This is a genomic window from Paenibacillus sp. FSL H7-0350 (assembly GCF_038593195.1).
Lineage (GTDB): Bacteria > Bacillota > Bacilli > Paenibacillales > Paenibacillaceae > Paenibacillus_AQ.
Window position 1 is genome coordinate 560114 of sequence record NZ_CP151972.1, and the last position, 13023, is coordinate 573136.

General features: G+C 50.3%; 10 protein-coding genes and 1 other annotated feature. Of the genes, 9 read left to right on the forward strand and 1 reads right to left on the reverse strand.

Annotated features, from left to right (window positions below; genetic code table 11):
- The first annotated feature begins 19 nt into the window (after nucleotides 1-19).
- The 4 genes from NYE24_RS02720 (at nucleotide 20) to NYE24_RS02735 (ending at nucleotide 6353) form a co-directional block, all read left to right on the forward strand.
- Nucleotides 20-853 (forward strand): aldo/keto reductase, encoded by an 834-nt coding sequence (locus NYE24_RS02720; RefSeq protein ID WP_156949597.1) that lies wholly within the window; start codon nucleotides 20-22, stop codon nucleotides 851-853.
- A 127-nt stretch (nucleotides 854-980) separates the two neighbouring features.
- The gene (locus NYE24_RS02725; protein ID WP_342477953.1) at nucleotides 981-2480 is read left to right on the forward strand and encodes a TPM domain-containing protein; all 1500 of its coding nucleotides are present in this window, start codon (nucleotides 981-983) and stop codon (nucleotides 2478-2480) included.
- A 201-nt stretch (nucleotides 2481-2681) separates the two neighbouring features.
- A complete protein-coding gene (locus tag NYE24_RS02730) occupies nucleotides 2682-5804 on the forward strand; it encodes an ATP-binding protein (RefSeq protein WP_342479190.1) in 3123 nt (1040 codons plus the stop codon).
- A gap of 39 nt (nucleotides 5805-5843) precedes the next feature.
- Nucleotides 5844-6353, forward strand: coding sequence for a GNAT family N-acetyltransferase (locus NYE24_RS02735; protein ID WP_342477954.1), 510 nt, complete (start codon nucleotides 5844-5846; stop codon nucleotides 6351-6353).
- Between the two features lie 67 nt (nucleotides 6354-6420).
- Here the strand turns inward: NYE24_RS02735 and NYE24_RS02740 are convergent, their stop codons facing one another.
- A complete protein-coding gene (locus NYE24_RS02740) occupies nucleotides 6421-6960 on the reverse strand; it encodes a DUF4303 domain-containing protein (RefSeq protein ID WP_342477955.1) in 540 nt (179 codons plus the stop codon).
- A 186-nt stretch (nucleotides 6961-7146) separates the two neighbouring features.
- Between NYE24_RS02740 and NYE24_RS02745 the strand changes: the two genes are divergently transcribed.
- The 5 genes from NYE24_RS02745 (at nucleotide 7147) to lysS (ending at nucleotide 13008) form a co-directional block, all read left to right on the forward strand.
- Nucleotides 7147-8265: a phosphodiester glycosidase family protein gene (locus tag NYE24_RS02745; RefSeq protein ID WP_235218395.1), complete on the forward strand. Its 1119-nt coding sequence runs from the start codon at nucleotides 7147-7149 to the stop codon at nucleotides 8263-8265.
- A gap of 127 nt (nucleotides 8266-8392) precedes the next feature.
- Nucleotides 8393-9325, forward strand: a complete 933-nt coding sequence (locus NYE24_RS02750) for a LysR family transcriptional regulator (protein WP_036693986.1) — start codon at nucleotides 8393-8395, stop codon at nucleotides 9323-9325.
- Nucleotides 9326-9340: 15 nt separating this feature from the next.
- Nucleotides 9341-10459 (forward strand): 5-methyltetrahydropteroyltriglutamate--homocysteine S-methyltransferase, encoded by a 1119-nt coding sequence (locus NYE24_RS02755; RefSeq protein ID WP_342477956.1) that lies wholly within the window; start codon nucleotides 9341-9343, stop codon nucleotides 10457-10459.
- Between the two features lie 149 nt (nucleotides 10460-10608).
- Complete coding sequence (locus NYE24_RS02760) at nucleotides 10609-11064, forward strand: GNAT family N-acetyltransferase (RefSeq protein ID WP_341025104.1); 456 nt, start codon at nucleotides 10609-10611, stop codon at nucleotides 11062-11064.
- Between the two features lie 45 nt (nucleotides 11065-11109).
- Nucleotides 11110-11377: a binding site (T-box leader), on the forward strand.
- A gap of 68 nt (nucleotides 11378-11445) precedes the next feature.
- Nucleotides 11446-13008: a lysine--tRNA ligase gene (lysS, locus tag NYE24_RS02765; protein ID WP_342477957.1), complete on the forward strand. Its 1563-nt coding sequence runs from the start codon at nucleotides 11446-11448 to the stop codon at nucleotides 13006-13008.
- The last annotated feature ends 15 nt before the right edge of the window (nucleotides 13009-13023 follow it).

The following is a 13023-nucleotide window of genomic DNA, read 5'->3' on the forward strand; positions in this document are numbered from 1 at the left end:
TTAGACAGGTGGTAGTGTAATTATGATGAACTTAAAATCGGCAACGAAATTAGCTAACGGTGTAGAAATGCCATGGTTCGGGCTGGGTGTCTTCAAGGTACAAGAGGGCCAGGAGGTTATTGATTCGGTCAAAGCAGCCATCAAGGCCGGTTACCGGAGTATTGATACCGCAGCTGTGTATGGAAACGAAGAAGGAGTCGGACAGGCTATCCGTGAATCGGGAGTTGCGCGTGAGGAGCTGTTCATCACCACCAAGGTATGGAATACAGAGCAGGGCTATGATTCTACGCTGGCCGCATTTGACGAGAGCTTAAACAAGCTGGGACTGGATTATGCCGATCTGTATCTGGTACACTGGCCGATCCGGGCCAAATACAAAGACACCTGGCGCGCTCTTGAGAAGCTGTATGCGGACGGCAAAGTCCGTGCCATCGGGGTATCCAACTTCCAGATCGATCATCTGGAGGATCTGCTGGCAGACGCCGCTGTGAAGCCGATGGTCAACCAGGTGGAGCTGCATCCGCTGCTTAACCAGCAAGAGCTTCGTGAGTATTGCAAGGCGCAGGGCATTCAGATTGAAGCCTGGGCCCCGCTGGCCCAAGGGCATCTGCTGGACAATGAGGTATTGGCCGATATTGCAGCGCATCATAACAAAACGCTGCCACAGGTCATCCTGCGCTGGGATCTGCAGAACGGCATTGTGACGATTCCGAAGTCGGTCAAGGAGGAGCGGATTATTGCGAATGCCGATATTTTTGACTTCGAGCTGTCTGAAGAGGAGATCAGCCGGATCAACGGCCTGAACCGCGATCAGCGCTTCGGCTCCCACCCGGACCGGTTCAATAACGAGTAAGCCCCGGCAGACTCTTTTGAATAATTACTAGATTCGGACATACACATAAGAGAGATGGAACTATAAGTCCATCCCGTGCGTAACCGATATAGTAATAGAAGAGATACGAGAAGCCGGAGGGGATTTAATGAAGCGTGCAAGAATACTGCAAACACTGCTGACCGGTATGCTGATCATGATGCTGCTGCCGTTCATTCCGGGGAAGGCAGAGGCGGCAGTGCCGGCTCATTCGGAAGCCTTTTATGTGAATGACTTTGCGAACGTGATTGATGAGAAGACCGAGAATTACATGGTCAACTATGGGGTGAAGCTCTATCAGGAGACCGGGGCGCAGGTTGTGCTGGTTACGGTGAATTCAACGAACGGCGTATCTATGGAGAAATATGCAACCTCGCTGTTCAATTCATGGGGAGTCGGCTCGGCGGACAAGAATAACGGACTTCTGCTGCTGCTCTCCATTAAGGATGATGATTACTGGGCCGTTCCCGGCAAAGGACTGGAGAATGAGCTGAACAGTGGTGTGATCTCGAAGATTCTCTCGGCATCGCTGGAGCCGGACTTCGCTGCCAAGAAGTATAGTGCCGGTGCTAATAAAACCTATGGCTCCTTCATTCAAAAGCTTGGCGGAAGCTACTCGGAAACACTTGGCACCCGCAGCTATGTCTCGGACAATGCCGGAATCCTCCCGCAAGCTACCAAGGATTATTTGAACCAGTCCAGCAACCGTTACGCGGCTACCACCGGGAGCGGAATCTATGTGGTAACTGTTAAGAATACCGGCGGCAAGAGTCTGCAGGATTACACCTATGCGAAGTTCGCCGGGGTTGCAGCCGGGCCCAGAGATGTGATGCTGGTGCTGGATATCGGCGGGGATAATTATCATGTGCTACAGGGCAAGTCGATCGACGGAGTGCTGACGAATGAGCGAATCAGCGGGATTCTCAATAAGGTGCTGGAGCCTAAATTTGCGGCAAAAGATTATGCAGGCGGTGCAACGGGGACGGCGAATGCCTTCTACAGCTTCTTCCTGGCCCGGGCAGATGCTGCTTCGGGACAAGCCGCAGGCAGCGCCGCATCCGCAACAGCCTCCACTGTCAGCAAAGCACCTGTGACACCGAAAGAACCTGTGAAGCTGGTGCCTGTCTCCAGATCCAAGGGGATGATGATTCTCGGGATTTTCCTGGTTCTTGTCGCGCTAATCAGTCTCGCAGCCAGCGCACGCAACCGTTATGTTGCCCGTTACGGGATACGGCTGAATCCGCATAACCCGCGCAATATCCGGCGCTACGGCGTCTGGACCGGCCAGGCTGGTTATGGCTACAGCCAGAGAAGAAGATACCGGCAGCCTCATCATCACAACCATTCGTCTGCGGGGAGCAGTTCCTCATCCAGCTCTAGCAGTTTCTGGGGCAGTAACTCCGGGGGAGGCGGTTCTTCGAGCGGAGGGGGAGCCGGGCGGTATTCCTCGCGTGACGACGATGATGATGACAGAAATCAGGGTGGCGGCGGTTACACGGGCGGCGGCGGAGCCGGCCGGTATTCATCTCGCGATGATGACGATGATGGTGGGAGCTCCGGCGGAGGCGGCAGTGCAAGCAGCGGTGGCGGTGTGGGCAGACACGGGTGAGGTGAAGTACCGAAGTATGCGTATCAGCAAGTTTTTGGAGGATGAACACGCAGAAGGCTGTACTGCATCATACCAGACATAGGATTTGCAAAGTTTACACCGGTGTGGTTGGTCTTCTGCAGATTTATGGGTGCTGCCAGATAAAGAAAGCACCTATGTAGGAGAGGGACATTCTTGGCTAATCTATCAATAAGATATCAAATGAAGTGGAAGTACCTCTTTTTATTGCTTGGATTACTATTAGCTGTTCTATCTGGTTCGCGCTTATTGTGGATGGAGGTGTTTGGTAATCTGCAACAGGATTCTATCCACAACGGCGAACTCGATTTACGTGATTGGAATGCAGAAGACGGGAAGATCATTTTGCTGGACGGGGAATGGGAGTTCTATCCTTCACAATGGATCTCAGAGGGAAGTAAGCAGCTGGAGCTGGCCGGGAGTGAGCCAAGAATGACTCAAGTGCCGGGGGGATGGAATACAGCTGTGCACACGGGCATCTCAACTCCATACGGATTTGGCTCTTACCGTTTGCGATTACATGTGAATCAGGAGCAGGATTTGAATTATAGTATTCATGTGCCAAGTATCCGCACTTCATCCAAAGTGTATGTCAATGGTCGTCTGCTGGCTCAATCCGGGCGGGTGGGGGAGTCGGAAAAGGTCTCTATCGCTAACAATCTTCCGTATTCGGCGACCTTTACGGCAGACAAAGACGGTGTAATCGAGCTGATGGTTCAAGCGTCTAATTATGTGGATAGCCGTAGCGGTGGCATTGTCCGGTCTATTAAATTCGGTTCAGAACAAGCGATAATCCAAGAAATGAAAATTTCGGTTTCTATGCAGGTTCTGACAACGGTTATTTTTCTAATTCATTCTGCCTATGCGCTTATTTTATTTATACTGGGCAATAAGGAGAAAAAGCTGCTATATTTCTCGCTGCTTACCTTCTGCTTCACACTAAGCAGCGGTTTAAGCAATGATGAAAAGCTGCTCCACCAATTTTTTTATATCGGCAATGCTTGGGATTTTCGGCTATCCAATGCAGTTTTTTTGCTTGGAGCCTATGCCCTTTTGGAATGTACTAATCATCGTGAACTCGCTTTGTGGTACAGGATCTATCCTGTATTCAGGGTTATCATCTTGGGGAGCGCAGGAATTACACTGTTCTTAAATACATATCAGATAACCCGGATCATTCCCTTGTACTATCTGCTAGGCGGTATGGTCGGCGTCATTTCGACGATCGCAATCTTTAGAACCCTGGTCAAGGATATGAGAGGAAACCTATTGTTTTTCTTTTCCGTTCTTGCGTTAATCCATCATTTCATTTGGATACTTGTCTGGCGGGAGGGCGGCTATAGCGTTGTCTACTATCCTTTTGATCTGATTATTTCAATGGGGTGCTTGGCCTCAGTATGGTTTAGAAATTATTTTAACATGTACAAAAATACGAATGAACTTGCAACTGCCTTGCAAAGAATGAATGACCATAAGGATCAATTTTTGGCGAATACTTCACATGAATTCAAAAACCCGCTTCACAGCATACTTAATCTTTCGCAATCCGTTCTAAAACGGGAACAGCATTTGATGCAGGATAGAAGCATTAAGGAACTCGAAACTATTTTCTCGGTAGGGCGCCGGTTGACCTTGATCTTAAACGATTTGATTGATGTAATGAGTTTGCGTGAGGGGAACCCCCGTATCTTTCCGAAAGTTATATCGATTCAGCCGATTGTGACAGGCGTACTGGATATGCTGCAATTCAATGCAGAGGTGAAATCTGTAGAAATCATAAACCGGATTCCTGAAAATTTCCCTTTGGTCTACGCAGATGAGAACCGGATGATTCAAATTGTCTTCAATTTGCTTCATAATGCTGTGAAATACACCAATGACGGCGTCATTTCGATTTCGGCTTATGATCAGAACGGGCGCGCTTATATCGCTGTTGCTGACACTGGAATTGGAATGGATGAGGATATGCTTAAACGCCTGTTCCGGCCTTATGAGCAAGCTCAGACAAGTGACACCATGATTGAAGGCGGATTTGGGTTAGGCTTGAGTATTAGCAAACAACTGGTTGAGCTTCATGGGGGCAGCTTAGAGGTGACCTCTACCAAGGGAGAAGGCTCGCAATTCATTTTCTCTGTAGAGCTGTCTGGCTTGGGAGCGGAAGCGGAAAGTGCAGGGACGCACGCTTTTCAGCCAGTACCGGCATCTTCTACGGCAACTCAAGCATCTGTTCTTGGGAACACGGACGAGGCGATTATCCAAAGTGCTGAGACAGCAGCGGCATTCGTCAGCATGGATTCCGGCCGTCCGGTACTCTTAATCATCGATGATGATCCCGTGAACCTTCAAGTGCTGGAAGCCATCCTCCCTCCAGATGAATATGACATTACACTGGTAACCAGTGCCAAACAAGCTTTGGCCATTCTGGATACTAAGGACTGGGATCTGGTGATCTCCGACATCATGATGCCGGTCATGTCCGGTTATGAGTTAACCCGAAGAATCCGTGAGCGCTATACCTTCACAGAGCTTCCGGTGCTGCTGCTTACAGCAAGAAGTCAGCCGCAGGATATTCAGAGCGGTTACCTGGCGGGAGCGAACGATTATGTAACAAAGCCAGTCGAGGCAATAGAGCTTACACTGCGGATCAAAGCGTTAACGACGATTAAGCAATCCATCCGGGAACAACTTCGTTTAGAAGCTGTATGGCTGCAAGCGCAAATTCAGCCTCATTTTTTGTTCAATGCGTTAAATTCTATATCCGCCTTAAGTGATATTAATTTGGAGAAGATGCGTGATCTGCTTGATGAGTTCACAAATTATTTGAGGAACAAATTCAAATTTCAGAATATGGACAGTCTTGTGCCCATTGAAGAAGAGCTGAGTCTAGTGCGCTCTTACGTGTATATTGAACAGGTCCGGTTCGAGGACAGGCTGCAGGTGATTTGGGAAATTGATGAGACAGGATACATCAGGGTTCCTTTTTTGTCAATTCAGCCTCTCGTGGAGAATGCGATCAGACACGGAGTCATGAAGCGCAAACGTGGGGGCCGCATTTTAATACGAATTTCTGTTGTGGAGACCCTTGCAGAGATAACCGTCCTTGATGATGGGGTAGGAATGGAAGAGGCTCAATTGCAACGAGTGCTGGATAGGAATTCAGCCAGTCGATCCGGTGTTGGATTAATTAATACAGATCAGCGATTGAAACGACAGTTCGGTACGGGTCTTGATATCAAGAGCTCGTCGGATACAGGGACAACGGTCACTTTTCACGTTCCGCTCAGCGGAGAGAACGCCCGTGAATAGACTGTAATTACTTTGGAACGGAAAGGACTAAACGACCTTATGAGTCAATCAATCCATATCCGCCGGATGAAGTCCGAGGACACGACATGGATACATGAGGGGCTGGCCCCGCATGATGTCAACAAACCGTTAGCTTATATTGAACAGTGTTGGAAGGAGAACGAAGGGGAGAAGCGGCTTACGCTCGTAGCCCTTCGTGAGAATGAGTTTGCTGGCTGGGGACATATCGTCTATAGCTCTCACTATCCTTATTTTGCCGAGAATCACATTCCTGAGATCCAGAATCTTGATGTAATTCCCACCCTGCGGAAAAGCGGCATCGGCAGTATGCTGATGGACGCTCTCGAAGCAGAAGCCTTCGCCAGATTTGACACGGTTGGGATTGGGTTCGGACTATATGACAGCTATGGCACAGCCCAAAGGCTGTACATTAAACGGGGCTATGTCCCGGATGGCCGGGGACTCATGTATGACAATCTGCCCGCAGTTCCTGGAAGCCAGGTTCGGGTGGATGATGAGCTCACGCTATACTTGACAAAATCAAGATAGAGCACGAATTACCATTACTACAGCGGCAGTCAGGGGTGTTAGCCCGGGCTGCCGCTGTTTGGTTTCTTTAGATTTCAGCATCATAACGCGCTAAAAACTCTGGAACCAATTCAGGATTTGTCATCAGCGCCACCGATTCATTCTCTAATTCCTCAGCCAGCTCATCGTCGGTCATGGATACAAAGAAGGTAATGTCCTCTTTGGTTTGATTATATTTAGTGAATAAATCGTCCTTGGTTTCATTGACAATCTTGGCAATGATTTTGACCATTTCATCTTTATATTGATATACATTATCCTCCGCATATAAAAAACGGCTGATATGATTGAAATGCGAATGCTCACCATATTGAAATTCAGAAATTCCCCATTTGTAATAAAGCTCTGTTTCAGCATCATCACATAACCCTTCACTAGTCATATCGGCAATATGTCTGGCAAGGGATTGCTCTGTATTGACAGCAAGGAACAGAGTGACAAAGTCGCTATCCGTCCCGACTGCGCAGGCATACACCTTCTCATGTGCTACTTCCGCTAAAATCGCTTCAAGGTCAGCCACAAAACCCTCGCGAATCCGTTGTTCAAATTCAGTTAGAAAAGCGTTCACTATAACACTCCTTATATTTAAGATATAACTTCACTCTACCATAATTTAGCCGGAACTTAAGCGGTTTACAGTTTATGGACAGAGAATTGAACAAACTGAAACTTTTAAATCAGAGATTTCGTCTATCATGGAAGTTGTGAGTTTGTAGACTTAACCATTATCAGTATGTTAGGGAGGATTCCAGGAGTGAGCTCTTTACCACAACGTTCTACTGTCCGCAAGAAGAAGAAGCCGGCGCCGAAGCGCAAGAAAAGAGGTTTCTTCCGTACACTCTTCAGGGTGTTCATGGTCTGTTTCATTCTGATTATAGCAGCCGGAGGCTGGCTCTATTTCGCACCGTCGGCCAAGAATACGCGCTTCCTGATCGCAGATACGCTGATTACGACGCAGCACCGGCACTGGGCCAAATATATTATCGGCGAAGAGGAACTGAAGCACCGCGTCAGCGATTATACCAAGCGCTTCGAGGAGATGGGCGACGAGGTAGATACCCATGAGATTAAGCCTGAGCCTGTAAAGGAAGCTGAGCATACACCACTGGTCCAGGTTGAAGAGGTTTCGGGCAGTGGCTATAGCGGCTATGTCATGATTGTGAACGACCCCAAGAAGGTGCGCCTGGGTGTGCCGAGCAAAATTGGCTCCGGGGAAAAGGTATCCAGCATGGTAGCACGGACGGGGGCTATCGCCGGGGTGAACGGCGGCGGCTTCGCCGATCCGAACTGGAAGGGCAATGGCTTCAAGCCGATCGGGCTGGTGATCTCGCAAGGGAAGCTGTTCTACAATGGACTGGGCGGCAAGAAATCCACACAGATAGTCGGCATCGATAAGGAAGGCAAGATGATTGCCGGGAATTATACCCTGGACCAGCTCAGCAAGATGGGCGTGCAGGAGGCAGTGACTTTTCAGCCGCGGATTATTGTGAACGGTAAAGGCCAGATTAAGAATGCCGCCGAAGGCTGGGGCATCGCGCCAAGAACAGCCATGGGCCAACGGGCAGACGGTGCGCTCATCTTCGTAGTCATTGACGGGCGGCAGCCGGGCTACAGTATCGGGGCGAACCTGTATGATGTGCAGCAGATTATGCTGAAGCATGGGGCGGTCATCGCGGCCAATCTGGATGGGGGATCTTCGACAGTGCTGGTGAAGGACAATGAGATTGTCAACAAGCCCTCTTCGCAGTATGGGGAGCGTTACTTGCCAACGGCATTCCTGGTATTCGATGACCCTGAGAACGCGAAGATCAAGAATATCTGGGAAGGGCTGGACCCGGCCAAAATCGACGCAGGCAAGAAGCGCACCCAGTAACATCCGCCAGGCCACCTGCTTCAATAATCTATAGTAGATCAGACGTGGCAGGTGTGCTAGGATAACAAGTAAATTCTTATTTTGATGGACCTGCCAGGTGAAGTCCTTGATCGGAGGGGGAAAAGGTTTGACTTTGCAGCAGCTCCGCTACGCGATTGAGATTGCGAACAGCGGCTCTATGAATGAAGCGGCCAAACGGCTATTTGTGTCGCAGCCCAGCCTCTCGAATGCTATCAAAGAGCTGGAGAACGAGCTTGGCATCACGATTTTTGAACGGAATAACCGGGGGATCAGTATCTCAGCCGAAGGCATGGAATTCCTGGGTTATGCCCGGCAGATTATTGAGCAGACCGAATTCATGGAGAACCGCTATACCGGCAAGAAGCGCAGCCCGATCTATTTCTCGGTATCTACACAGCATTATGCGTTTGTTACGGATGCTTTTGTGAAGCTGATGAAGGAGAGCAAGGTGCAGGAGTACAATTTCAGCTTGAGAGAGACGCAGACCTATGAGATCATCGAGGATGTGCGTACCCTGCGCAGTGACATCGGGATTCTGTATATCAACGAGAGCAACTACAAGATCATGAACAAGCTGTTCAGTGACGGGAACCTGAAGTTCACTCCGCTGTTCAATACGAATCCGCATGTCTATGTGCGGGCAGGACATGTTTTGGCTGCAAAAGAGTGGATCACGGCGGAGGACATTCATCCGTATCCTTACATTACTTTTGAGCAGGGGGATAACAATTCGCTGCATTTCTCGGAGGAGATGCTTAGCTTCACACAGATTGAGAAGAATATTAAGGTGACCGACCGGGCCACGCTGACTCATTTGCTGCTCGGAAGCGATTCGTATACTGTGGGGACCGGGATTATGGCCTCTGAGCTGGATGATGCGGGGCTGATCACGATTCCTTTTGACAGCAAGGAAGTGTTCTCTGTCGGCTGGATCGCCCACAAGGACCGCAAACCGAGTGAGATTATGTCTACATATATTGATATTCTGAATGATTTGGTGTCGGGTAATGTGTTTAAGTTTGAATCTTTCTTACTATAAGAGCAGGAGGGACGTATGAGCAGTCCAGTGATCGGATCGACAAGAAACGCACCGCCCTTCCGTTACGACATTGTCGGGAGCTTCCTGCGTACAGAGGAGATCAAGAATGCGCGCAGCCTACATGCGGAAGGTGAACTAACTGCGGGACAACTGCAGGAAATTGAGACTGTGGAGATTCGGAAGCTGCTGGAGCAGGAGAAGGCGCTTGGGCTGCATGCGGTCACAGACGGAGAATTCCGCCGCTCCTGGTGGCATCTTGACTTCTTCCTGGGGATTGAGGGTACTGGAAGGATTACGCTTGGTGGTACCCCCGGGGCTACCAAAGAACAGTTGAACCGGGCCGAGAGCTTCAGAATTACCGGTAAAATCGCCTTCGGGGACCATCCTATGGTCGAGGAATTCCGCAGCTTGCAGCAGATGGCCGGAGAGACCATGGCCAAAATGACGATTCCTTCCCCCTCTTTGTTCCATTTCGTGCAGGAGTATAACGGAAACGAGATTTATTCTGATACCGAAACGTTGTACGGCGACATCATTCAGGTGTACCGGTCGGCGATTCAGGCCTTCTATGATGCCGGTTGCCGTTATCTGCAGCTGGATGATACCACCTGGGGGACGCTGTGCAGCGGCAGACATCGTGCTCATCTGCGCAGCAGGGGCGTTGACCCGGATCAGCTGGCCAAAGATTACGTCCGGCTGATCAACGAGAGCATTGCCGGCCGCCCGGCGGACATGACCATTGCCTTGCATGTATGCCGGGGCAATCTCCGCTCGACCTGGTTCGCCGCCGGAGGGTACGGGCCGGTCGCCGAGGAGCTGTTCTCGAATACGAACGTGGACGCGTTCTTCCTCGAATACGACAATGAACGCTCCGGCGACTTCGAGCCGCTGCGCTTCATCCGGGACCAGTTCGTGGTGCTGGGACTGGTGACGACGAAGCATGGCGGTCTGGAAAGTAAAGAGCAGCTCATCGCGCGTATCGAAGAAGCTGCACAGTATGTAGACATCAACAAGCTATGCCTAAGTACACAATGCGGCTTCGCCTCTTCGGAGGAAGGCAATATTTTGACAGAAGAAGAGCAGTGGGATAAGCTGCGGCTGGTGATTGAGACGGCGAATGAGGTTTGGGTGTAAGTTAGTGGGGAGGATTGCCGGGGGTGGCAATCCTCCTTTTCGTAGTTGTAGTCTTTTTCTTTAACCATTCTGTACCAGTCGTACGGATTCCCTCTACAGTATAATGTTGGGAGCGGATTCAATACTGAGTCTATATCTCTGGAGGGAATATGATGGTTATTGAACTACGACCTGTATCGGCCGAGAACTGGTATGATTGCACATTGCTGAAAGTGAAGCCAGAGCAACAAAGCGTTTTTCCTGCTCCGGTGGTTAATTGGATTGCTGAAGCAAAATTCGTGCAGGAATTTGAGCTGGGGGCCATTTATTCAGGAGATGTGGTGGTAGGATTTATTGTCTTTTGTACAACTCCCGATGAGGACGGTAACTGCTGGATACCTGCCCTTATGATTGATGAGCATCATCAAGGACAGGGTTATGCCAGACAAGCCATGGTGAAATTAATCGGGCATATGCGAAACGAAGGGTGTACCCGATTAATGATCGGCCATAGACCCGACAACCGGATAGCCGGATTGTTGTATGAGTCTTTAGGATTCCAAAAGGTCAGTGAAGAGTTATGTGTTGGTGAGGTTGTACGTTGTTTGGAGCTTAAGTTTCATTGACAAAACCATCCACCCCAGCGTAAAATGGCTGATAACAACTTACAGCAACAAGCGATGAAGAGAAGAGTAAGCAGGCGGCAGCGTTCACAGAGAGCTCCAGAGTGGTGAAAGGGAGCAGCGAATCGCCTGATCTGAAAAAAGTCTCCGAGCTGCATAGGGAATTGGGCACAGGATGTCCAAGGATGGTATGCCGGGATCTCCCGTTACAGAGATAGGGTATAAGTGTTATGGCCGTACCCGAAGAGGCGGATAAGGCAACTTGTCCGTGAACAGAGGTGGTACCACGAAGCTGATTCAAGCTCTCGTCCTCAAGATATTAATCTTGAGCGCGGGAGTTTTTTTGCTTTTACCCAACTATATCAAACAGTAGAGGTGATTATCATGCATTGGGCAGAGAGAATGGCAAGCCGGTTAATCGCGGAGCATCCGCAGCGGCAGACGTATGTATGTGCATCCGGGATCAGCCCGTCCGGGTCCGTTCATATCGGGAATTTCCGCGAGGTGGTGACGACTGCATTTGTGGCGAAGGCGCTGCGGCGGGCGGGGAAGGAGGTGCGGTTTATTTTCTCGTGGGATGACTTCGACCGGTTCCGTAAAGTGCCGGCCCACGTAGACCCTGGCTTCTCTGATTATATTGGGCTTCCCTATTCGCAGGTGCCTTGTCCGTATGGCTGTCATGCTTCGTATGCGGCACATTTCGAGTCGGAATTCCAGCAGGCGCTTCAGGTATTTGAGATTGAGCCAGAGTTCATCTATCAGAGCCGGGAATACCAGTCAGGCCGTTATTCTCCGCAAATTCTGCACGCCCTGCGCCGCCGGGGAGAGATCTACGATATCCTGATGTCATTCAAAACAGGCGGGAGTTCGGCGGAGGAACGGGCTGCATTCTATCCCATCCATCTCTATTGCGGGCATTGCGGCAAAGACTCGACCACCATTCTGGATTACGACGACACAGCGGAGACTGTGGCTTACCGCTGCGGCTGTGGTCATTGCGATATCGTACATATTCCGCAGGCGGACAATATCAAGCTGCACTGGAAAATCGACTGGCCGATGCGCTGGCAGCAGGAACAGGTCGTATTCGAGCCGGGCGGCCGTGACCATTCGTCTGAGACAGGGAGCTATAATGTGGCTGCGGTCATCGCAGAGCAGATCTTCGGGTATTCACCACCTGTGTATGAGCCATATGAATTCATCAGCATCAAAGGCAGCTTCGCCAAAATGTCCAGCTCCTCCGGGCATAATTACACTCCAGATGATCTGCTAGAGGTCTATGACCCTGAGAATATCCTGTTCCTGTTCGCCAAATACCAGCCGAATGCCGCCTTCCATATCGGGCTGGATGAGGATGTGCTGCGCAATTATGCGGAGTTCGAGCGTTATGCTGCAGGAGCGCGGGCAGGCACGTTAACGGGCGATCTTGCGGGTGCGCTGGAGCTGTCTCTGCTAAGCGACTCTCCACTGAGTGCTGGAACCACCGTTAGCTTCGGTCAGGTAGCCAGTCTGCTTCCCTTAATTAACTTCGACAGGGGAAGGCTCCGGGAGATGTTCAACAGAAACGGGGAAGATGCAGATGAGCTGCGGCTGCAGAGGGTGGCGGACCGGGCGGAATACTGGATCAGGAACTGGATGCCGCACAAGCTGGTGACGATTCAAGACTCGCCCAATTATGCTTATTATCATTCTCTTACCGGAGTAGAGCTGAAATGGTTGCGGAGCTTATGCAGTCTGCTACGGAGCAGGGAGCTGGACGAGACGCAGCGGATGACCGAAATCTACGCCATTTGTCAGCATGAAGACAAGAAGACGATGCGCAGCCGGCAAAAAAGACTGTTCACTATCATTTATCAGCTGGTGCTTGGTGCCGGGGAGGGTCCGCGTCTGCCCTGGCTGATTCAGGCGGCGGGCACAGAGCGGATGCTGAATTTGCTGGATTTGTGAAGGTGTGTGGACAGC

Bases quoted from the DNA above. Each gene is read 5' to 3' on its own strand.
- NYE24_RS02725 (WP_342477953.1), top strand. From the start codon at position 981: ATGAAGCGTGCAAGAATACTGCAAACACTGCTGACCGGTATGCTGATC.
- NYE24_RS02730 (WP_342479190.1), top strand. From the start codon at position 2,682: ATGAAGTGGAAGTACCTCTTTTTATTGCTTGGATTACTATTAGCTGTT.
- NYE24_RS02735 (WP_342477954.1), top strand. From the start codon at position 5,844: ATGAGTCAATCAATCCATATCCGCCGGATGAAGTCCGAGGACACGACA.
- NYE24_RS02755 (WP_342477956.1), top strand. From the start codon at position 9,341: ATGAGCAGTCCAGTGATCGGATCGACAAGAAACGCACCGCCCTTCCGT.
- NYE24_RS02760 (WP_341025104.1), top strand. From the start codon at position 10,609: ATGATGGTTATTGAACTACGACCTGTATCGGCCGAGAACTGGTATGAT.
- lysS (WP_342477957.1), top strand. From the start codon at position 11,446: ATGCATTGGGCAGAGAGAATGGCAAGCCGGTTAATCGCGGAGCATCCG.